At 72.7% G+C, this 14,049-nt stretch carries 9 protein-coding genes; 4 read left to right on the top strand and 5 right to left on the bottom strand.

Features of this window, described 5'->3' with window-relative positions; translation table 11 throughout:
• Positions 1–93: 93 nt before the first annotated feature.
• From N5875_RS07455 to rpmB, 5 genes are all read right to left on the bottom strand, one after another.
• Positions 94–9,690 carry an SDR family NAD(P)-dependent oxidoreductase gene (locus N5875_RS07455; RefSeq protein ID WP_338492375.1) on the bottom strand — a complete coding sequence of 3,199 codons (9,597 nt, stop codon included), beginning with the start codon at positions 9,688–9,690 and terminating at the stop codon, positions 94–96.
• 387 nt (positions 9,691–10,077) lie between these two features.
• Positions 10,078–10,383, bottom strand: a complete 306-nt coding sequence (locus N5875_RS07450; RefSeq protein ID WP_318212679.1) for a hypothetical protein — start codon at positions 10,381–10,383, stop codon at positions 10,078–10,080.
• 105 nt (positions 10,384–10,488) lie between these two features.
• Positions 10,489–11,070: an RNA polymerase sigma factor gene (locus tag N5875_RS07445; RefSeq protein ID WP_318212650.1), complete on the bottom strand. Its 582-nt coding sequence runs from the start codon at positions 11,068–11,070 to the stop codon at positions 10,489–10,491.
• A gap of 317 nt (positions 11,071–11,387) precedes the next feature.
• Positions 11,388–11,693 (bottom strand): 30S ribosomal protein S14, encoded by a 306-nt coding sequence (gene rpsN, locus N5875_RS07440; protein ID WP_318212651.1) that lies wholly within the window; start codon positions 11,691–11,693, stop codon positions 11,388–11,390.
• On the bottom strand, positions 11,693–11,929 hold the full coding sequence (gene rpmB, locus N5875_RS07435; RefSeq protein WP_318212652.1) for a 50S ribosomal protein L28: 237 nt from the start codon (positions 11,927–11,929) through the stop codon (positions 11,693–11,695). The genes rpsN and rpmB overlap by 1 nt, the downstream gene beginning before the upstream one ends.
• An 80-nt stretch (positions 11,930–12,009) precedes the next feature.
• On the opposite strand from rpmB, the gene rpmG reads away from it, so the two are divergent.
• The 4 genes from rpmG to rpsR all read left to right on the top strand — a co-directional run bounded on the left by rpmG (position 12,010) and on the right by rpsR (position 13,962).
• Positions 12,010–12,174 (top strand): 50S ribosomal protein L33, encoded by a 165-nt coding sequence (gene rpmG / locus N5875_RS07430; RefSeq protein WP_209497550.1) that lies wholly within the window; start codon positions 12,010–12,012, stop codon positions 12,172–12,174.
• A 98-nt stretch (positions 12,175–12,272) separates the two neighbouring features.
• On the top strand, positions 12,273–12,518 hold the full coding sequence (locus tag N5875_RS07425) for a type B 50S ribosomal protein L31 (RefSeq protein ID WP_229315468.1): 246 nt from the start codon (positions 12,273–12,275) through the stop codon (positions 12,516–12,518).
• Positions 12,518–13,669: a GTP-binding protein gene (locus N5875_RS07420; RefSeq protein ID WP_318212653.1), complete on the top strand. Its 1,152-nt coding sequence runs from the start codon at positions 12,518–12,520 to the stop codon at positions 13,667–13,669. Before N5875_RS07425 ends, N5875_RS07420 begins: the two co-directional genes overlap by 1 nt.
• A 56-nt stretch (positions 13,670–13,725) precedes the next feature.
• Positions 13,726–13,962 carry a 30S ribosomal protein S18 gene (rpsR, locus tag N5875_RS07415; protein ID WP_318212654.1) on the top strand — a complete coding sequence of 79 codons (237 nt, stop codon included), beginning with the start codon at positions 13,726–13,728 and terminating at the stop codon, positions 13,960–13,962.
• Positions 13,963–14,049: the final 87 nt, after the last annotated feature.

Genomic DNA, 14,049 nt, shown 5'->3' with positions numbered 1-14,049 from the left:
CCCGGGCGTGCCGCGCGCGAACAGGATGGGCGGACCGAGGTCCGGCTCCGTGCGGTGCGCAGGTGGAGTTGTGGTTCGGAGTGGGAGTCGGGGTCAGAGTTCGGAGTCGATGAACGCGAGGAGCTCGTCGACCGAGGCCGACTCGACCCGCGCGGCCAGATCCTTGTCGTCGGACTGGGTCCGCTGAGCCGGTACGCGGGCCACCAGTGCCTGGAGTCGTTGGACGATCTCGTCCCTGACGTCGTCCTGGGTGTCGTCCGGGAGTTCGGCGAGCGCGGCTTCGAGGCCGTCGAGCTCGACCAGGCCGGGTACGGCCTTCGCGTCGCCGGAGGCGACGGCATCCGTCTCGGCCGGGGCCAGTTCGGTGTGCAGGTGGGCCACGACCGCGATCGGCGTGGGGTAGTTGAAGAGGAAGGTGGCGGGCAGTCGCAGATCGACGCTGGTCTGCAGCCTGTTGCGCAGTTCCACGAGCGTGAGCGAGTCACAGCCCATGTCCTTGAAGGACCGGTCGGCGGGAATGCCGGACGCGGAGGAACGGCCGAGCACCGCGGCGGTCTGTACCCGGACGAGGTCGAGGAGCATCTCCTCCCGCTCGGCCTGGCCCAGTGCGGCGAGCCGGTCGCGCAGGGTCGCGGTCGTCGGGGCCGCGGCGGTGGCCGTCGCCCGGTCCGGTCGCGGTGCGGCCGGAGCCAGGTCCCGCAGCACCGTGGGCAGTTGGGTGCCAAGCGCGCCGAGGGTGGCACGGTCGAGCGGAGCGGGTACGAGCGCGGCGGCGTCCATGCGCAGTGCCGCGTCGAGCAGGGCCAGGCCCTCCGTCCGGTCGATGGGGGCGAGGCCGGTGCGGGCGAGTCGACCCCGGTCGGCCTCGGACAGGGACCCCGCCATTCCGGCGGCGCCCGGTCGTCCCGCCGTGTCCGCCCACATGCCCCAGGCCAGGGAGAGTGCGGGGAGACGCTGTGCCCTGCGGTGCTGGGCCAGGGCGTCGAGGTAGGAGTTGGCCGCGGCGTAGTTGCCCTGGCCGGCGCCACCGATGACGCCCATGACGGAGGAGAAGAGGACGAAGGCCGCGAGGTCGTGGTCCGCGGTCAGCTCGTGCAGGTTGCGGGCCGCGGTGGCCTTGGGGGCGAGCACCGTGTCGAGGCGTTCCGGGGTGAGCGCGGTGATCACACCGTCGTCGAGCACCCCCGCCGCATGGACGACGGCGGTGAGCCGGACATCGGTGAGCAGCTGTGCGAGCGCCTCGCGGTCGGCGGTGTCACAGGCCGCGAGAGTCACCTCCGCGCCCAACTCGGTGAGTTCGGAGGCGAGTTCCTGAGCGTCCGGCGCGTCGGGACCCCGGCGGCTGACGAGGAGCAGACGGCGGGCGCCGTGCTCGGTGACCAGGTGCCGTGCGACGAGTCCGCCCAGGGCGCCGGTGGCGCCGGTGACCAGGACCGTACCGTCCGGGTCGAGGGCCGCGGGCAGGGTGAGGACCACCTTGCCGATGTGCCGGGCCTGGCTGACGTGACGGAACGCCTCCGGCGCCCGGCGGACGTCCCAGGTGCTCAGCGGCAGCGGGGTGAGCGCCCCCGAGGACAGCAACCGCAGGACGTCCGTGAGGAGTTCGGCGATCCGTTCCGTCGGCTCCTGCAGCAGGTCGAAGAAGCCGTAGTTCACCCCGGGGTGGTCGGCGGCGACCCGCTCCGGGTCGCGCAGATCGGTCTTGCCCATCTCCACGAAGCGGCCGCCGTTCGGCAGCAGCCTCAGGGAGGCGTCGATGAACTCACCGGCGAGCGAGTTCAGTACGACATCCATGCCGCGGCCCTCGGTGGCCGTGGCGAACACGGACTCGAAGTCCAGGGTGCGGGACGAGGCCAGGTTCGTACCGTCCAGGCCGAGGGAACGCAGTGCGTCCCACTTGCCGGGGCCCGCCGTGCCGTACACCTCCGCCCCGAGATGCCGGGCGAGCTGGACGGCCGCCATCCCGACACCGCCGGCGGCGGCGTGGATCAGGACGCGCTCGCCGGCGGTCAGACCGGCCAGGTCGACCAGGGCGTGGTAGGCGGTGAGGAACACGATGGGCGCGGACGCCGCCTGGGCGAAGCTCCAGTCGGCGGGCATGACGGCGACCCTCCGGTGGTCGGCGACGACCACCGGGCCGAACGCCCCGGAGAAGAGGCCCATGACCCGGTCGCCGACGTCGAGGCCGGTGACACCGGGGCCGACCTCGGTGACCACACCGGCCCCTTCGAGGCCGAGCAGACCGGGGTCGCCGGGGTAGAGCCCGAGGGTGTTCAGGACGTCGCGGAAGTTGACGCCCGCGGCGCGCACGGCGATGCGCACCTCGCCGTCGGCCAGCGGGGCCAGGGCCTCCGGGCACGGTTCGAGCGCCAGGTGGTCCAGGGTCCCGCGGTCGCGTACCCCGAGCCGCCAGGCGTTGACCCCGGCCGGCGGAACCAGCGAGCCGTCGGCCGTCGCCCGGCCGAGCATCGGTACGAGCAACTCCTCGCCACGTACGGCGAGTTGCTGCTCCGCCGTGATCAGCGGCAGTGCGGTACGGCAGTCGGTCGCCGACTCCACGTCGAGGAGTCCGACGCGTCCGGGGTTCTCGGTCTGCGCCGAGCGGGCCAGACCCCATACGGCGGCGAGGTCGGGGTCCACGTCGGCGTCCGCCGTCGTGGCCACGGCGGCCCGGGTGACGAGCACCAGCCGGGAGTCGCCGAGCCGGTCGTCGGCCAGCCACTCCTGGAGCAGAGCGAGCGCATGGTGCACGGCGGTCCGGGACCCGGCCCCCGCCCCGTCGGTGAGGGCCCCGGCACCGGTGGCGTCACCGGAGACCCCGAGGTCCGCGAGCGGTACGAAGACCACCGCGGGGGCCGGAAGCCCCGCGTCGAGAGCCTGACCGAGGGCCGCGAGGTCGGCGTGGAGCGGGCCGACGCCCAGGTCGACGGAGCCGAGCGCGGCGGCCGACGGGGACGGTTCCCCGGCCACCGTGGCGGGGATCCAGTCCAGCCGGTGGAGGGACCGCGGGACGGCCACCTCGTCGCTCACCGGGCGCAGGACCAGTTCCTCGACCTCGGCGACCACCGCGCGGGACTCGTCGAGCAGGGTCAGCGACACCGCGTCCGGCCCGGTGGTGGTGATGACCACGCGGGCGGCACGCGCGCCGGGCTGGCGGACGGTCACACCGTGCCAGGAGAAGGGCAGCAGACGGCGGTTGCCGTCGTCCAGCGCCGTCATGACGATCGGGTGCAGGGCCGCGTCGAGCAGCGCCGGGTGCAGCCCGTAGGAGGCGGCGTCGGTGACGGACGGCGGCAGAGCGACCTCGGCGACGAGATCGGTGCCGTGCCGCCACGCGGCGCGCAGACCCTGGAAGACGGGCCCGTAGGCGTACCCCGCGGTGGCCAGCTCGTCGTAGCAGCCGTCGACGGCCAGCGGCTCGGCCTCGGCGGAGGGCAGGCCCGCCGCGTTCGTGGGGGCTCCGTCGTGCGGTGCGAGCGCTCCGGTGGCGTGCAGGGTCCACGGCTCGACGGCGCCGTCCGGCGTCTCGGTGCGGGCGTGCACGGTCAGCGTCCGCTGTCCGTCGTCGCCGGGTGCGGCCACGACGACCTGCACCTCGGTGCGGCCCTCCTCGGGGATCACCAGCGGGGCCAGCAGGGTGAGTTCGGCGACCCGCGGCGTACCGGTCTGCGATCCCGCGCGGGCGGCGAGTTCGAGGAACGCCGTGCCGGGCAGCAGGACCGAACCGAGGACGGCGTGGTCGGCGAGCCACGGGTGGGTACGGCGGCCGAGCCGGGCGGTCAGGACGACCTGTCCCGATTCGGCGAGCTCGACGGCGGGGCCGAGCAGCGGATGACCGGCCGCCCCCTCCGTGCCGCGCGCGGTCAGCCAGTACCGCTCCCGCTGGAAGGCGTACGTGGGCAGCGCGGGCGTCGGTCCCGGGCCGAACACGGCGTCCCAGTCCGGGCCTCGGCCGCGGACGTGCAGGGCGCCGAGCGCGGCGGCCAGGGTGCGGTGCTCGGACCGGCCGCGACGCAGCACGGGGACGAACGCCAGCGCGGTGTCGTCCAGGCAGTCCTGGCCCAGCGCCGACAGCACACCGTCCGGGCCGAGTTCGAGGAAGGTCCGCATCCCGAGGCCGTGGAGCGCCGCCAGACCGTCGGACATCCGTACTTCCCGGCGCACCTGCCGCACCCAGTAGTCGGCGGTGACCTCGACGGGTCCACCGGTGACCGTGGACACCATGGCGATACGCGGCTCCGCGTACTCGATGCCCGCGGTCACGGCCGCGAACGCGTCGAGCATCCCGTCCATGCGGTGCGAGTGGAACGCGTGACTGACCACGAGCCGGCGCGTCTTGCGGCCGGTGGCGGCGAACGCCTCGGCGACCTGCTCGACGGCCTCGACGTCGCCGGAGACGACGACGGCCAGGGGGCCGTTGACGGCGGCGATGCTCACCTCGTGCTCGCGGCCTTCGAGGAACGGGCGGACCTCGTCCTGCGACGCCTGGACGGCCAGCATCGCGCCACCGGCCGGCAGGGCCTGCATGAGGCGACCGCGCGCGGCGACCAGGGCACAGGCGTCCGGCAGGGTGAGGATCCCGGCGACATGGGCGGCCGCGAACTCGCCGATGGAGTGGCCGAGTACGGCGTCCGGAGCCAGACCACGGTGTTCGAGCAGGCGGAACAGCGCCACCTGGAGGGCGAACAGAGCGCACTGGGTGTTCTCGGTCCGGTTGAGCGCCTCGGCGTCGTCGAACATCACCTCGCGGATCGGCGGAGTACCGGGCACGGAGCCCCGGCAGGCGTCGAGTTCGGCGCACACCGCGTCGAGGGCTGCGGTGAAGACCGGCTCCCGCTCGTACAACTCGCGCCCCATGCCGACACGTTGGCTGCCCTGTCCGGTGAAGAGATAGGCGAGACCGTCGTCGGGGCGTGCCGTGCCGAGGGCCAGGGCGGAGTGCTGCTCGCCGCGGCCGAGCGCGGCCAGCGCCGCGAGGGCCTCGGAGCGGTCCTCGGCGGTGACGGCCGCGCGGTGGTCGAGCGCGGTACGGGTGGTGGCCAGGGCGCGGCCGAGGTCACGGACCGGCACCTCGTCGGAGGTGTCCAGCGCCTCGGCGAGTGCGGTGGCCTGGGCGCGCAGCGCCGCTTCGCTACGGCCGGACAGCACCCACAGGGGCGCGGAGTCGTCGTCACCGGAGTCGGCTCCGGACACGACCGGCGCGGCGGGCGCGGCCGGCTGGGCGGTCGGCTCGGTCGCCGGGGCTTCGGCGAGGATGACGTGGGCGTTGGTGCCGCTGATGCCGAACGACGAGACACCGGCGTGCCGGGCCCGGTCCTCGGTGGCGGGCCACGGGCGCGGCTCGGTGAGGACCTCGACGCCGCCGGCGGCCCAGTCCACCAGCTCGCTGGGCTTGCTCACGTTCAGGGAAGCGGGCAGCTCCTCCTGGCGCAGCGCCATCACCATCTTGATGACGCCGCCGACACCGGCGGCCGCCTGCGCGTGGCCGACATTGGACTTGAGGGAGCCCAGCATCAGGGGCCGGTCGCCCTCGCGCTCGCTGCCGTAGGTGGCGAGGAGGGCCTGTGCCTCGATGGGGTCGCCGAGGACGGTGCCGGTGCCGTGGGCCTCGACCGCGTCGACTGCGGAGAAGGTCACTCCGGCGTCCTGGACGGCGGCGCGGATGACCCGCTCCTGCGCGGGGCCGCTGGGTGCGGTGAGTCCGTTGGAGGCGCCGTCCTGGTTGACGGCGGTACCGGCGACCACGGCCAGCACGTCATGTCCGAGCCGTCGGGCGTCCGACAGGCGCTCCACGACCAGGACACCGACGCCTTCGGCCCACGCCGTACCGTCCGCGTCGGCGGAGAAGGACTTGCAGCGGCCGTCGGCTGCGAGTCCCCGCTGGCGCGAGAACTCGACGAAGATGCCGGGCGTCGACATGACCGTGACACCGCCCGCGAGGGCCAGGGAGCACTCGCCGGACCGCAGGGCCCGTACGGCGAGATGCAGCGCGACCAGGGACGACGAGCACGCCGTGTCGACCGTCAGCGCGGGGCCCTGCAACCCGAGCGTGTAGGCCACCCGGCCCGAGGCCACGCTCGACGTGGTGCCCGTCAGACCGAACCCGGCGGCACCCGCACCCGCCTCGCCCAGCCGCGGACCGTACTCCTGGGCCATGACACCGGCGAACACGCCCGCCTGGGTGCCGCGCAGGGAGTCCGGGGCGATTCCCGCCCGCTCCAGCGCCTCCCAGCACGTCTCCAGGAAGGCGCGCTGCTGCGGATCCATCGCCAGCGCCTCACGCGGCGAGATCCCGAACAGCTCGGCGTCGAACTCCGCGGCGCCCTCCAGGAAGCCACCGTCGCGCACATAGGTGGTGCCCACATGGGCGGGGTCGGGGTGGTAGAGACCGTCGAGGTCCCAGCCCCGGTCCGTCGGGAAGCCCGAGATGACGTCGCGCTGCTCGGCGACGACCTGCCACAGCGCCTCGGGGGAGTCCACCCCGCCCGGGAAGCGGCACCCCATGCCGACGATCACGATCGGATCGTCGTCCTGATCGGCACGGTCCTCCGGGCCCGCGGCGTCGTGCTGCCCGTCGGCCAGCAGCGCCGCCATGGCGGCGGGGCTGGGATGGTCGTAGACCACGGTCGTGGGGAGCTTGCGCCCGGTGGCGGCGACGAGCCGGTTGCGCAGCTCGACGACCATCACCGAGTCGATGCCCAGCTCCTTGAACGTCCGCCGCGGCTCGATCTCGGCGGCGGAGTCGTAGCGGAGCACGGCGGCGGTGTGCGCCCGCACCAGCTCCAGGGCGGCCGGTCCGGTCAGCGAGCGCGTCGGTTCGGCGTCCTGCGCGTCCGCGGTGTCCTCCGGGGTCCGGACGGAAGCCGTCGGCGCGGTGCCGGCCGACGGCAGCGCGCGGGCGGTGTCGGACTGCCCGGAGACCCAGTGGCGGCGCCGCTGGAAGGCGTACGTCGGCAGCTCGGCGCGCGTGTCGCCCGCGGGCAGCACGGCGGACCAGTCCACGTCCGCGCCGTGGCAGAACGCCTCGCCGAACGCGAGCAGCAGCCGCTGCGGGCCGCCCTCGTCGCGGCGCAGGGTGCCCAGCGCGGCGACCGGCAGGTCCGCGGCCTCCGCGGTCTGCTGGACGGCGAGCGCGAGCACCGGGTGCGGGCTCATCTCGATGAACAGCTCGTGCCCCGCGTCGAGCAGTGCCCGTACGGCGGGCTCGAACTGCACGGGTTCCCGCAGGTTGCGGTACCAGTAGTCGACGTCCAGCTCGGACCCGTCGAGCGGCGTGACGGTCACGGTCGAATGCAGCGGAACGCTTCCGGCGCGCGGTGCGATTCCGGCCAGGTCGGCCGGCAGCGTGTCGCGTACGGCGTCGACGTGCGGGCTGTGCGAGGCGTAGGCGACCGGCACGCGCCGGGTACGGACGTCCTCGCCGTACTGGGCGGCCAGCGCGTCCAGGGCGGCCCCGTCACCGGCGACCACGGTCATGCCGGGCGAGTTGACGGCGGCCACGCTCAACCCCGGGTACGCCGCGAGGTCTTCGCGCACCCGGTCGGCGGGCAGCGACACGGTGAGCATGCCGCCGCCGCGTCCGGCCAGCGCGCCGAGCGCGGCGCTGCGCACGGCGACCAGTCGGGCCGCGTCGTCCAGGCTGAGCGCGCCGCTGACGGTGGCGGCGGCGATCTCGCCCTGCGAGTGACCGACGACCGCGGCCGGTTCGACACCTGCCGCGCGCCACAGCGCGGCCAGCCCGACCATCACGGCCCACAGGGCCGGCTGCACGACGTCGTCACGGTCCAGTGCGGGCGCGCCGGGGCGGCCGCGCAGCACCTCGGTCAGCGACCAGTCGCGGTACGGGCGCAGGGCGCGCTCGCAGTCCTCGACGACCCGGGCGAAGACGGGGGCGCTGTCGAGGAGTTCGGCGGCCATGCCGGCCCACTGCGAACCCTGGCCGGGGAAGACGAACACGGCCTCGCGAACGGCCTGGTGACTGCTGCCCTCGACCGCGCCCCGGTTCACCCCGGCGTCGGCGACCGCGTCCAGGGCGGCCAGCAGCTCGTTCCGGTCGGCGCCGACCAGAACGGCCCGGTGGCTGAACGTGGTCCGGTCGTGCGCGAGGGCACGGGCGATCTCGGCGGCACCGAAATCCTGGTGCGCGGCGAGAAATTCGCGTAACCGGGCCGCCTGGGCGCGCAGCGCCTTGTCACCGCGCCCGGACAGCACCCAGGCGAGGGATTCGGAAGCAGCCGAATCATCCCGCTGATGCGGCTCCTGTGGCTTGATATCGGCGGCCGAGGCGGTGTCCTCCGGCCATGATCCGAGCACCAGATGACAGTTGGTCCCGCCCATTCCGACGGATGTCACACCGGCGACGAGCGGCCCGTCGGGATTCGGCCATGGTCCGGTTTCGGTGGCGGCGGCGAGCCGTAGATCGGAGAAAGGAATCTGCGGATTCGGCGTCTCGTAGTTCAGGGTCGGTACGAGTTCCCGCTCGGCGAGGCAGAGAATCGTCTTGACAAGGCCCGCGATGCCCGAAGCGCCTTCGAGATGGCCGATATTCGTCTTGACGGATCCGAGCATCAGGGGATTGTCCGAAGGTCGGGACGAGGTGAAAACAGCGCCCAGAGCAGCTGCTTCGATGGGGTCGCCGACCCGGGTGCCCGATCCGTGTATTTCTACGTACTGTGCTTGTTCCAGCGGTATTCGCGCGTTATCCCAGGCATCGCGTATGACGCGTTCCTGGGCTTTTCCATTCGGAGTGGGAAGCGTGTCGCTCGCGCCGTCGCTGCCGACGGCCCCACCGTGCAGCACGCAGTGGATGCGGTCCCCGTCGGCCAGGGCCCGGCTGAGGAGCTTCAGCGCCACCACGCCGCCGCCCTCACCCCGGACGTAGCCGTTCGCCCGGGCGTCCAGTGCGTAACATCGACTGTCGGGCGAGAGGCTGCCGAAGGCGGCCAGGGCGTGGGTGCTCTCCGGCGCGAGGTTGAGGTTCACGCCGCCGGCAAGCGCCACGACGGACTCGCCGCGACGCAGGCTCTCGCAGGCCAGATGCACTGCGACCAGCGCGGATGACTGTGCGGTGTCGACCACCATGCTGGGGCCCTGGAGCCCGAGGGCGTACGAGACCCGGTTGGCGATGATGCCCCGGTGCAGCCCGGTCACGGTGTGCGCGGAGGTGGCGTCGGGCCCGGCCGCGTGGGTGACGGCCGTGTAGTCGTCGGCGATCGCGCCCATGAAGACGCCGGTGGCGGTGTCGGCCAGGGTGGCCGGAACGATGCCGGAGTCCTCGAGCGCCTCCCAGGCCAGTTCGAGGACGAGCCGCTGCTGCGGGTCCATCGCGGCTGCTTCACGCGGGGAAATCCCGAAGAACTCGGCATCGAAGGTGTCGACCCGGGGCAGGAAACCACCGGGGCGCGGCGACCCGTCGTCCATGGAGGCAAGGTGCGCGCGATCCGCGGGAGGCTCGGCTATGGCGTCGCGGCCGTTCCTGAGAAGATCCCAGAATTCGGCGGGGTTCGCCCCGCCGGGAAAGCGGCAGGAAAGCCCGACGACGGCGACCGTCCGGTCGTCGATCCCACCCGGCACCTGCTGCGACGGTCCATCCTTGGCCGTCGGTCGCTTTTCCGCCGCACCGCCTGAAGGGCCTCGTACCGCGCTGTCTGATGGCGTTGCTGCCGCCTGAATTTGGGCATGGCGGATCATGATGTTCTTGCTCCCCCCGTGAAGCACGATCAACGGCACGGCCGACTCGGCGGCCCAGCCTGACTCAATCTCAATTTGGACCCTAGCATCGAGTCGGCGCTCCGTAAACCAATGGCCAGGGCGCGGGAGTTGGTCCAGGAATCAATATGCCGGTAATCGGGGGGACCGGCGTCGAGGACTCGTCTCGCGTAACCGCTCAGTTAACCACGTGGAAACGACGCGTACTTGTGGGGCACGCGCTTTCTCGCCCTGGAAGGCGTATGCCGTCGGAGATCGACGGGCCTTCCGACGGCCCACGCCCGGCCCACGCCTTCCGGCCCGGCGACCTCACCCACGTCGGTCGACAAGGGCGAGAATCAGCCGGGCCGGAAGTCCGAAAACCCTGGGTCACCGGGAAGCGGCCGGGATTCTGTCGGCCGCCGGCTCGCCCTCGGCCTTCGCCGCCGGGTCCGCCTTGGTCAGGGTGCAGACGCCGTCCACGCACTGCCGCTCCAGTCGGCCGCGCGAGATCGTCTGCGCCAGGCCGACCATCCAGCAGGTGGGGCAGCCACGGAAGGCGATCAGGGCCAGCGGGGCCGCGAGCAGGGTGGCCGGGCCGGCGACGGGCACCATGGCGATCGAGCCGATGATCAGCCCGAAGCCGATGACGCCGCGCGCCAGGTGGCGCGGGACGGACTTGCTGGCGAAGTTCATGTCGTTCGCCGGGGCCTTCGTGGTGACCCGGATCTGGTCGCCCTGTGCGGGCTTCACGATGTTCACGGTCGTGACTCTCCTCCGACGGGGTGGTTGATGGCTCGATCAAGCCGCCTGGTCGGTGGCCTGTTCGGGTGCTTGGTCGATCGCTTCCAGCGACTGGCGCACCGCCGCGCGTGCCCGGTGCAGCCGGGACTTCATCGCGGCGTTGCTCAGACCGAGGGAAAGGGCGACGGTCCTGCCGGGCAGGCCCTGGACGTCCCGCATGATCAGGACCTGCCGCTGGTCGCGGGGCAGGGCGCCGACCGCGGCCGCGATCCGCTCCACTTCCAGCCTGTGCAGCACCGCTTCCTCGGCGGACGGCTCCGCGGACGCCTCCGGCTCGGCCGGCTGCTCGTCGTTGCGATGGACGAGAAACCGCACCTGCCGGAGGCATTCGTTGCGCACGATCCGGAACATCCAGGAGGCGAGCGCGCCGGTGGCCCGCAGGGTGCCGATCTTCCGGTAGAGGATGATCAGCGCCTCCTGTGCGGCGTCCTCGGCGTCCTGAGGCGAGGAGCACAGCGACTTGGCGAACTTGCGCACATGAGGCTGCGACTCCATGACGACGGTGGTGAGCGACGTGACGTCGCCGTCCTGAGCGGCCTTGATCAGCCGCTCGTCCGGCCAGGAGAAACGTGGGTTCATGTGCTACTCATACCCGGCGGGCGCCCTGCGCGCAGGCAGCTCGTCAGCTTCGGCTCTTGTAGCGCCGCATGAGGTGCCAGCTGCACGCGCCCACGAGCAGGACTCCGATGACTACGAGGGCCGTGACCATTGTGTTCCTCCTGTTGCTTCGCCGGCGCGTTCGGCCGGTACACACATAAGAGACGGCGAGGCCCCAGGAGGATTCAGCTCTGGCCGAAGTTTTTTTCGGCGCACCGCGCGGGCGCCGTCCAGGGCTGTCCCGCCGGTCCACGGCGCTTGCGTCGGACCAGGTCAGAGCCTTGTGCGAGGAGAGTTCGCTACCAGGAGGATGTGGTGACGCCGGGAAGGAAACCCGCGTGCGCCTGCTGCCGGGTGCGGATCCGCGAGAGTCCGAACGTGCGCAGGTAGCCGCGGGGTCGGCCGTCGACGCTGTCGCGGTTGCGGACCCGGGTGGCGCTGGCGTCGCGCGGCTGTCGGTCCAGTTCCTCCCGCGCGGCACGGCGCTGCTCGGCGGTCGACGACGGGCGGCGGAGGATCTCCTTCAGCTCGGCGCGCCTGGCGGCGTGGCGCTCGACGATCACCTTGCGCTTCTCGTTCCGCGCGATCTTGCTCCGCTTCGCCATCAGACCTTCCCCCCTCGCGCCCGGATCCGGGCCACGGCCGCCTCGATGCCGATCGCGTCCACCGTCCTGATCGCCCGGGCGCTCAGGGTCAGACGGACGGTGCGGCCCTCGCTGGGCAGCCAGTAGCGCTTGTGCTGGATGTTCGGGTCGAAGCGGCGCGAGGTGCGCCGGTGGGAGTGGGAGATCGAGTTCCCGAAGCCCGGCTTGGCGCCGGTCAGCTGGCAGTGGGCGGACATGGGTGTTACCTGCCTCTCTCTGTGGCCCTCGCAGGGCCGATTCTTATTGGAAATGAAAACCGTTGCCATATACTAACCTCATGGCACGCAACGAACTCCGCCCCGTCATCAAGCTGCGCTCCACCGCGGGCACCGGCTTCACGTACGTCACCCGCAAGAACCGGCGGAACGACCCCGACCGGCTGGTGCTCCGCAAGTACGACCCGATGGCCCGCCGCCACGTCGACTTCCGCGAAGAGCGCTGAGCACCCCACCCCCGCAGCAGCGAGGCACCGCAGTGGCGCCGCACAGAAGCCCCCACGCGGCGCCGCAGCGAGGCACCGCACAGAAGAAAGGTCCTGTCATGAAGCCCGGCATCCACCCCGCCTACGGCCCCGTCGTCTTCCGCGACACCGCCTCCGGCTCCGCGTTCCTCACGCGCTCCACCCTCACCAGCGAGAAGACGATCGAGTGGGAGGACGGACAGACGTACCCGGTCGTCGACGTCGAGATCTCCTCGGTGAGCCACCCCTTCTACACGGGCACCGCCCGCGTGATGGACACCGCCGGACGCGTCGAGCGCTTCGAGCGCCGCTACGGGGCCCGCTGATGGCGCGGGATTCCCGGCTGCCCGTCGTGATCGTCGCCGGGATCCACTCGGACGCCCGCAAGGAGGTCGTCGACCGCCTCCTGCGGGCCGTCCCCGGCAGCGTCGCCCTCCATCACGACCTGGCGGGCGCGCCGGACGGAACGGTGCGCCGTCTCGTCCGCGACGCGAGTGGGCTCCTGTCCGAGGACGGCACCCCCCTCGTCAACGACTGCGCGTGCTGCGCGCTGCGCGAGGACCTCGTACCGGAGCTGGAGCGGCTGGCCCGTTCCGGACCGACCCGGCTCGCCGTGGTCGAACTGTGGGACTCGGTCGAGCCGAAGGCGATGGCCGAGGTCGTCGCGGCGCACGCCGGAGACGATCTGGTCCTCACGAACGTGATCACCGCGGTGGACCCCGCTCTCGTCCTGCCCTACCTCGCCAACGGTGACGACCTCGCCGAAGCGGGCCTCGCCGCCGCACCCACCGACCGGCGCACCATCGGCGACACCTGGGCCCGTCAGCTGGAGTACGCGCCCGTCCTCGCCCTCGTCGACAACGCGGAGGCCGACGACGAGGACCGGGCGCTGCTCGCCCAGTTGCACCCCACCGCGCGCCGGGTGGCGGCCGCCTCGGACGACCTCGCCGCAGCCGCCTTCGCCGGCTTCGACATCGAGGCCGCCGCCGCGGCGCAGCACCCCGCGTGCGCCCTGCTGCCCCAGGACGCGGACGACGCCGGGGTGGCGACCCTCGTCTGGCACCGCCGACGCCCCTTCCACCCGGAGCGCCTGTTCGAGGCGCTGGAGGACCTGTGCTGCGCGGCCGCCCGGAGCCGCGGCCGGTTCTGGCTCGCCGACCGGCCCGACACCCTGCTCGCCTGGGACGCCGCGGGCGGTGCGCTGTGCGTGGAGAGCGCCGGCCCCTGGCTCGCCGCCCTGCCGGACGCCGCCTGGGAGTTGGTCCCGCCGATGCGCAGGGCCGCCGCCGCCCTGGACTGGCATCCCGAGCACGGCGACTGCTGCCAGCACCTCGTCTTCACCTCGCCGGGCTTGGACCGCGACGGACTGGAACGGCTCCTGGAGTCCTGCCTCCTCACCGACGAGGAGTACCGGGCCGGGCCGGACGGCTGGAAGCACCTCCCCGCCGCCTTCGCCCCCCTCCTCGACGCCGCCTGACCCACCCGCCCGTCCAGCCCGACCCGGCCGAACGAAAACATCTGAGGAGAGCCCCCGTGGCACGCCGCCCCGAACCCCGCAAGCCCGTGAAGAGCCGCCCCAACCCGCTCGACGCCGCCAAGATCACGTACATCGACTACAAGGACACCGACCTGCTCCGGAAGTTCATCTCGGACCGCGGCAAGATCCGCAGCCGCCGCGTCACCCGGATCACCGCCCAGCAGCAGCGACAGGTCGCCGCCGCCATCAAGAACGCCCGGGAGATGGCACTGCTGCCGTACGTCAGCCGGTGAGGTCCGGCGAGGGGAGGCCGTCTCGGATCGTGTTCTCACCCGTTCGCTCCGCCCCGTCTGGCCGGAACCATACGGGCGGGATTGGCT

Origin of the sequence: Streptomyces sp. SJL17-4 (assembly GCF_036826855.1) — a bacterium.
Taxonomy (GTDB): domain Bacteria; phylum Actinomycetota; class Actinomycetes; order Streptomycetales; family Streptomycetaceae; genus Streptomyces.
The sequence above is the reverse complement of the archived record's forward strand: the minus strand, read 5'-3'. Positions and strand labels throughout refer to the sequence as shown.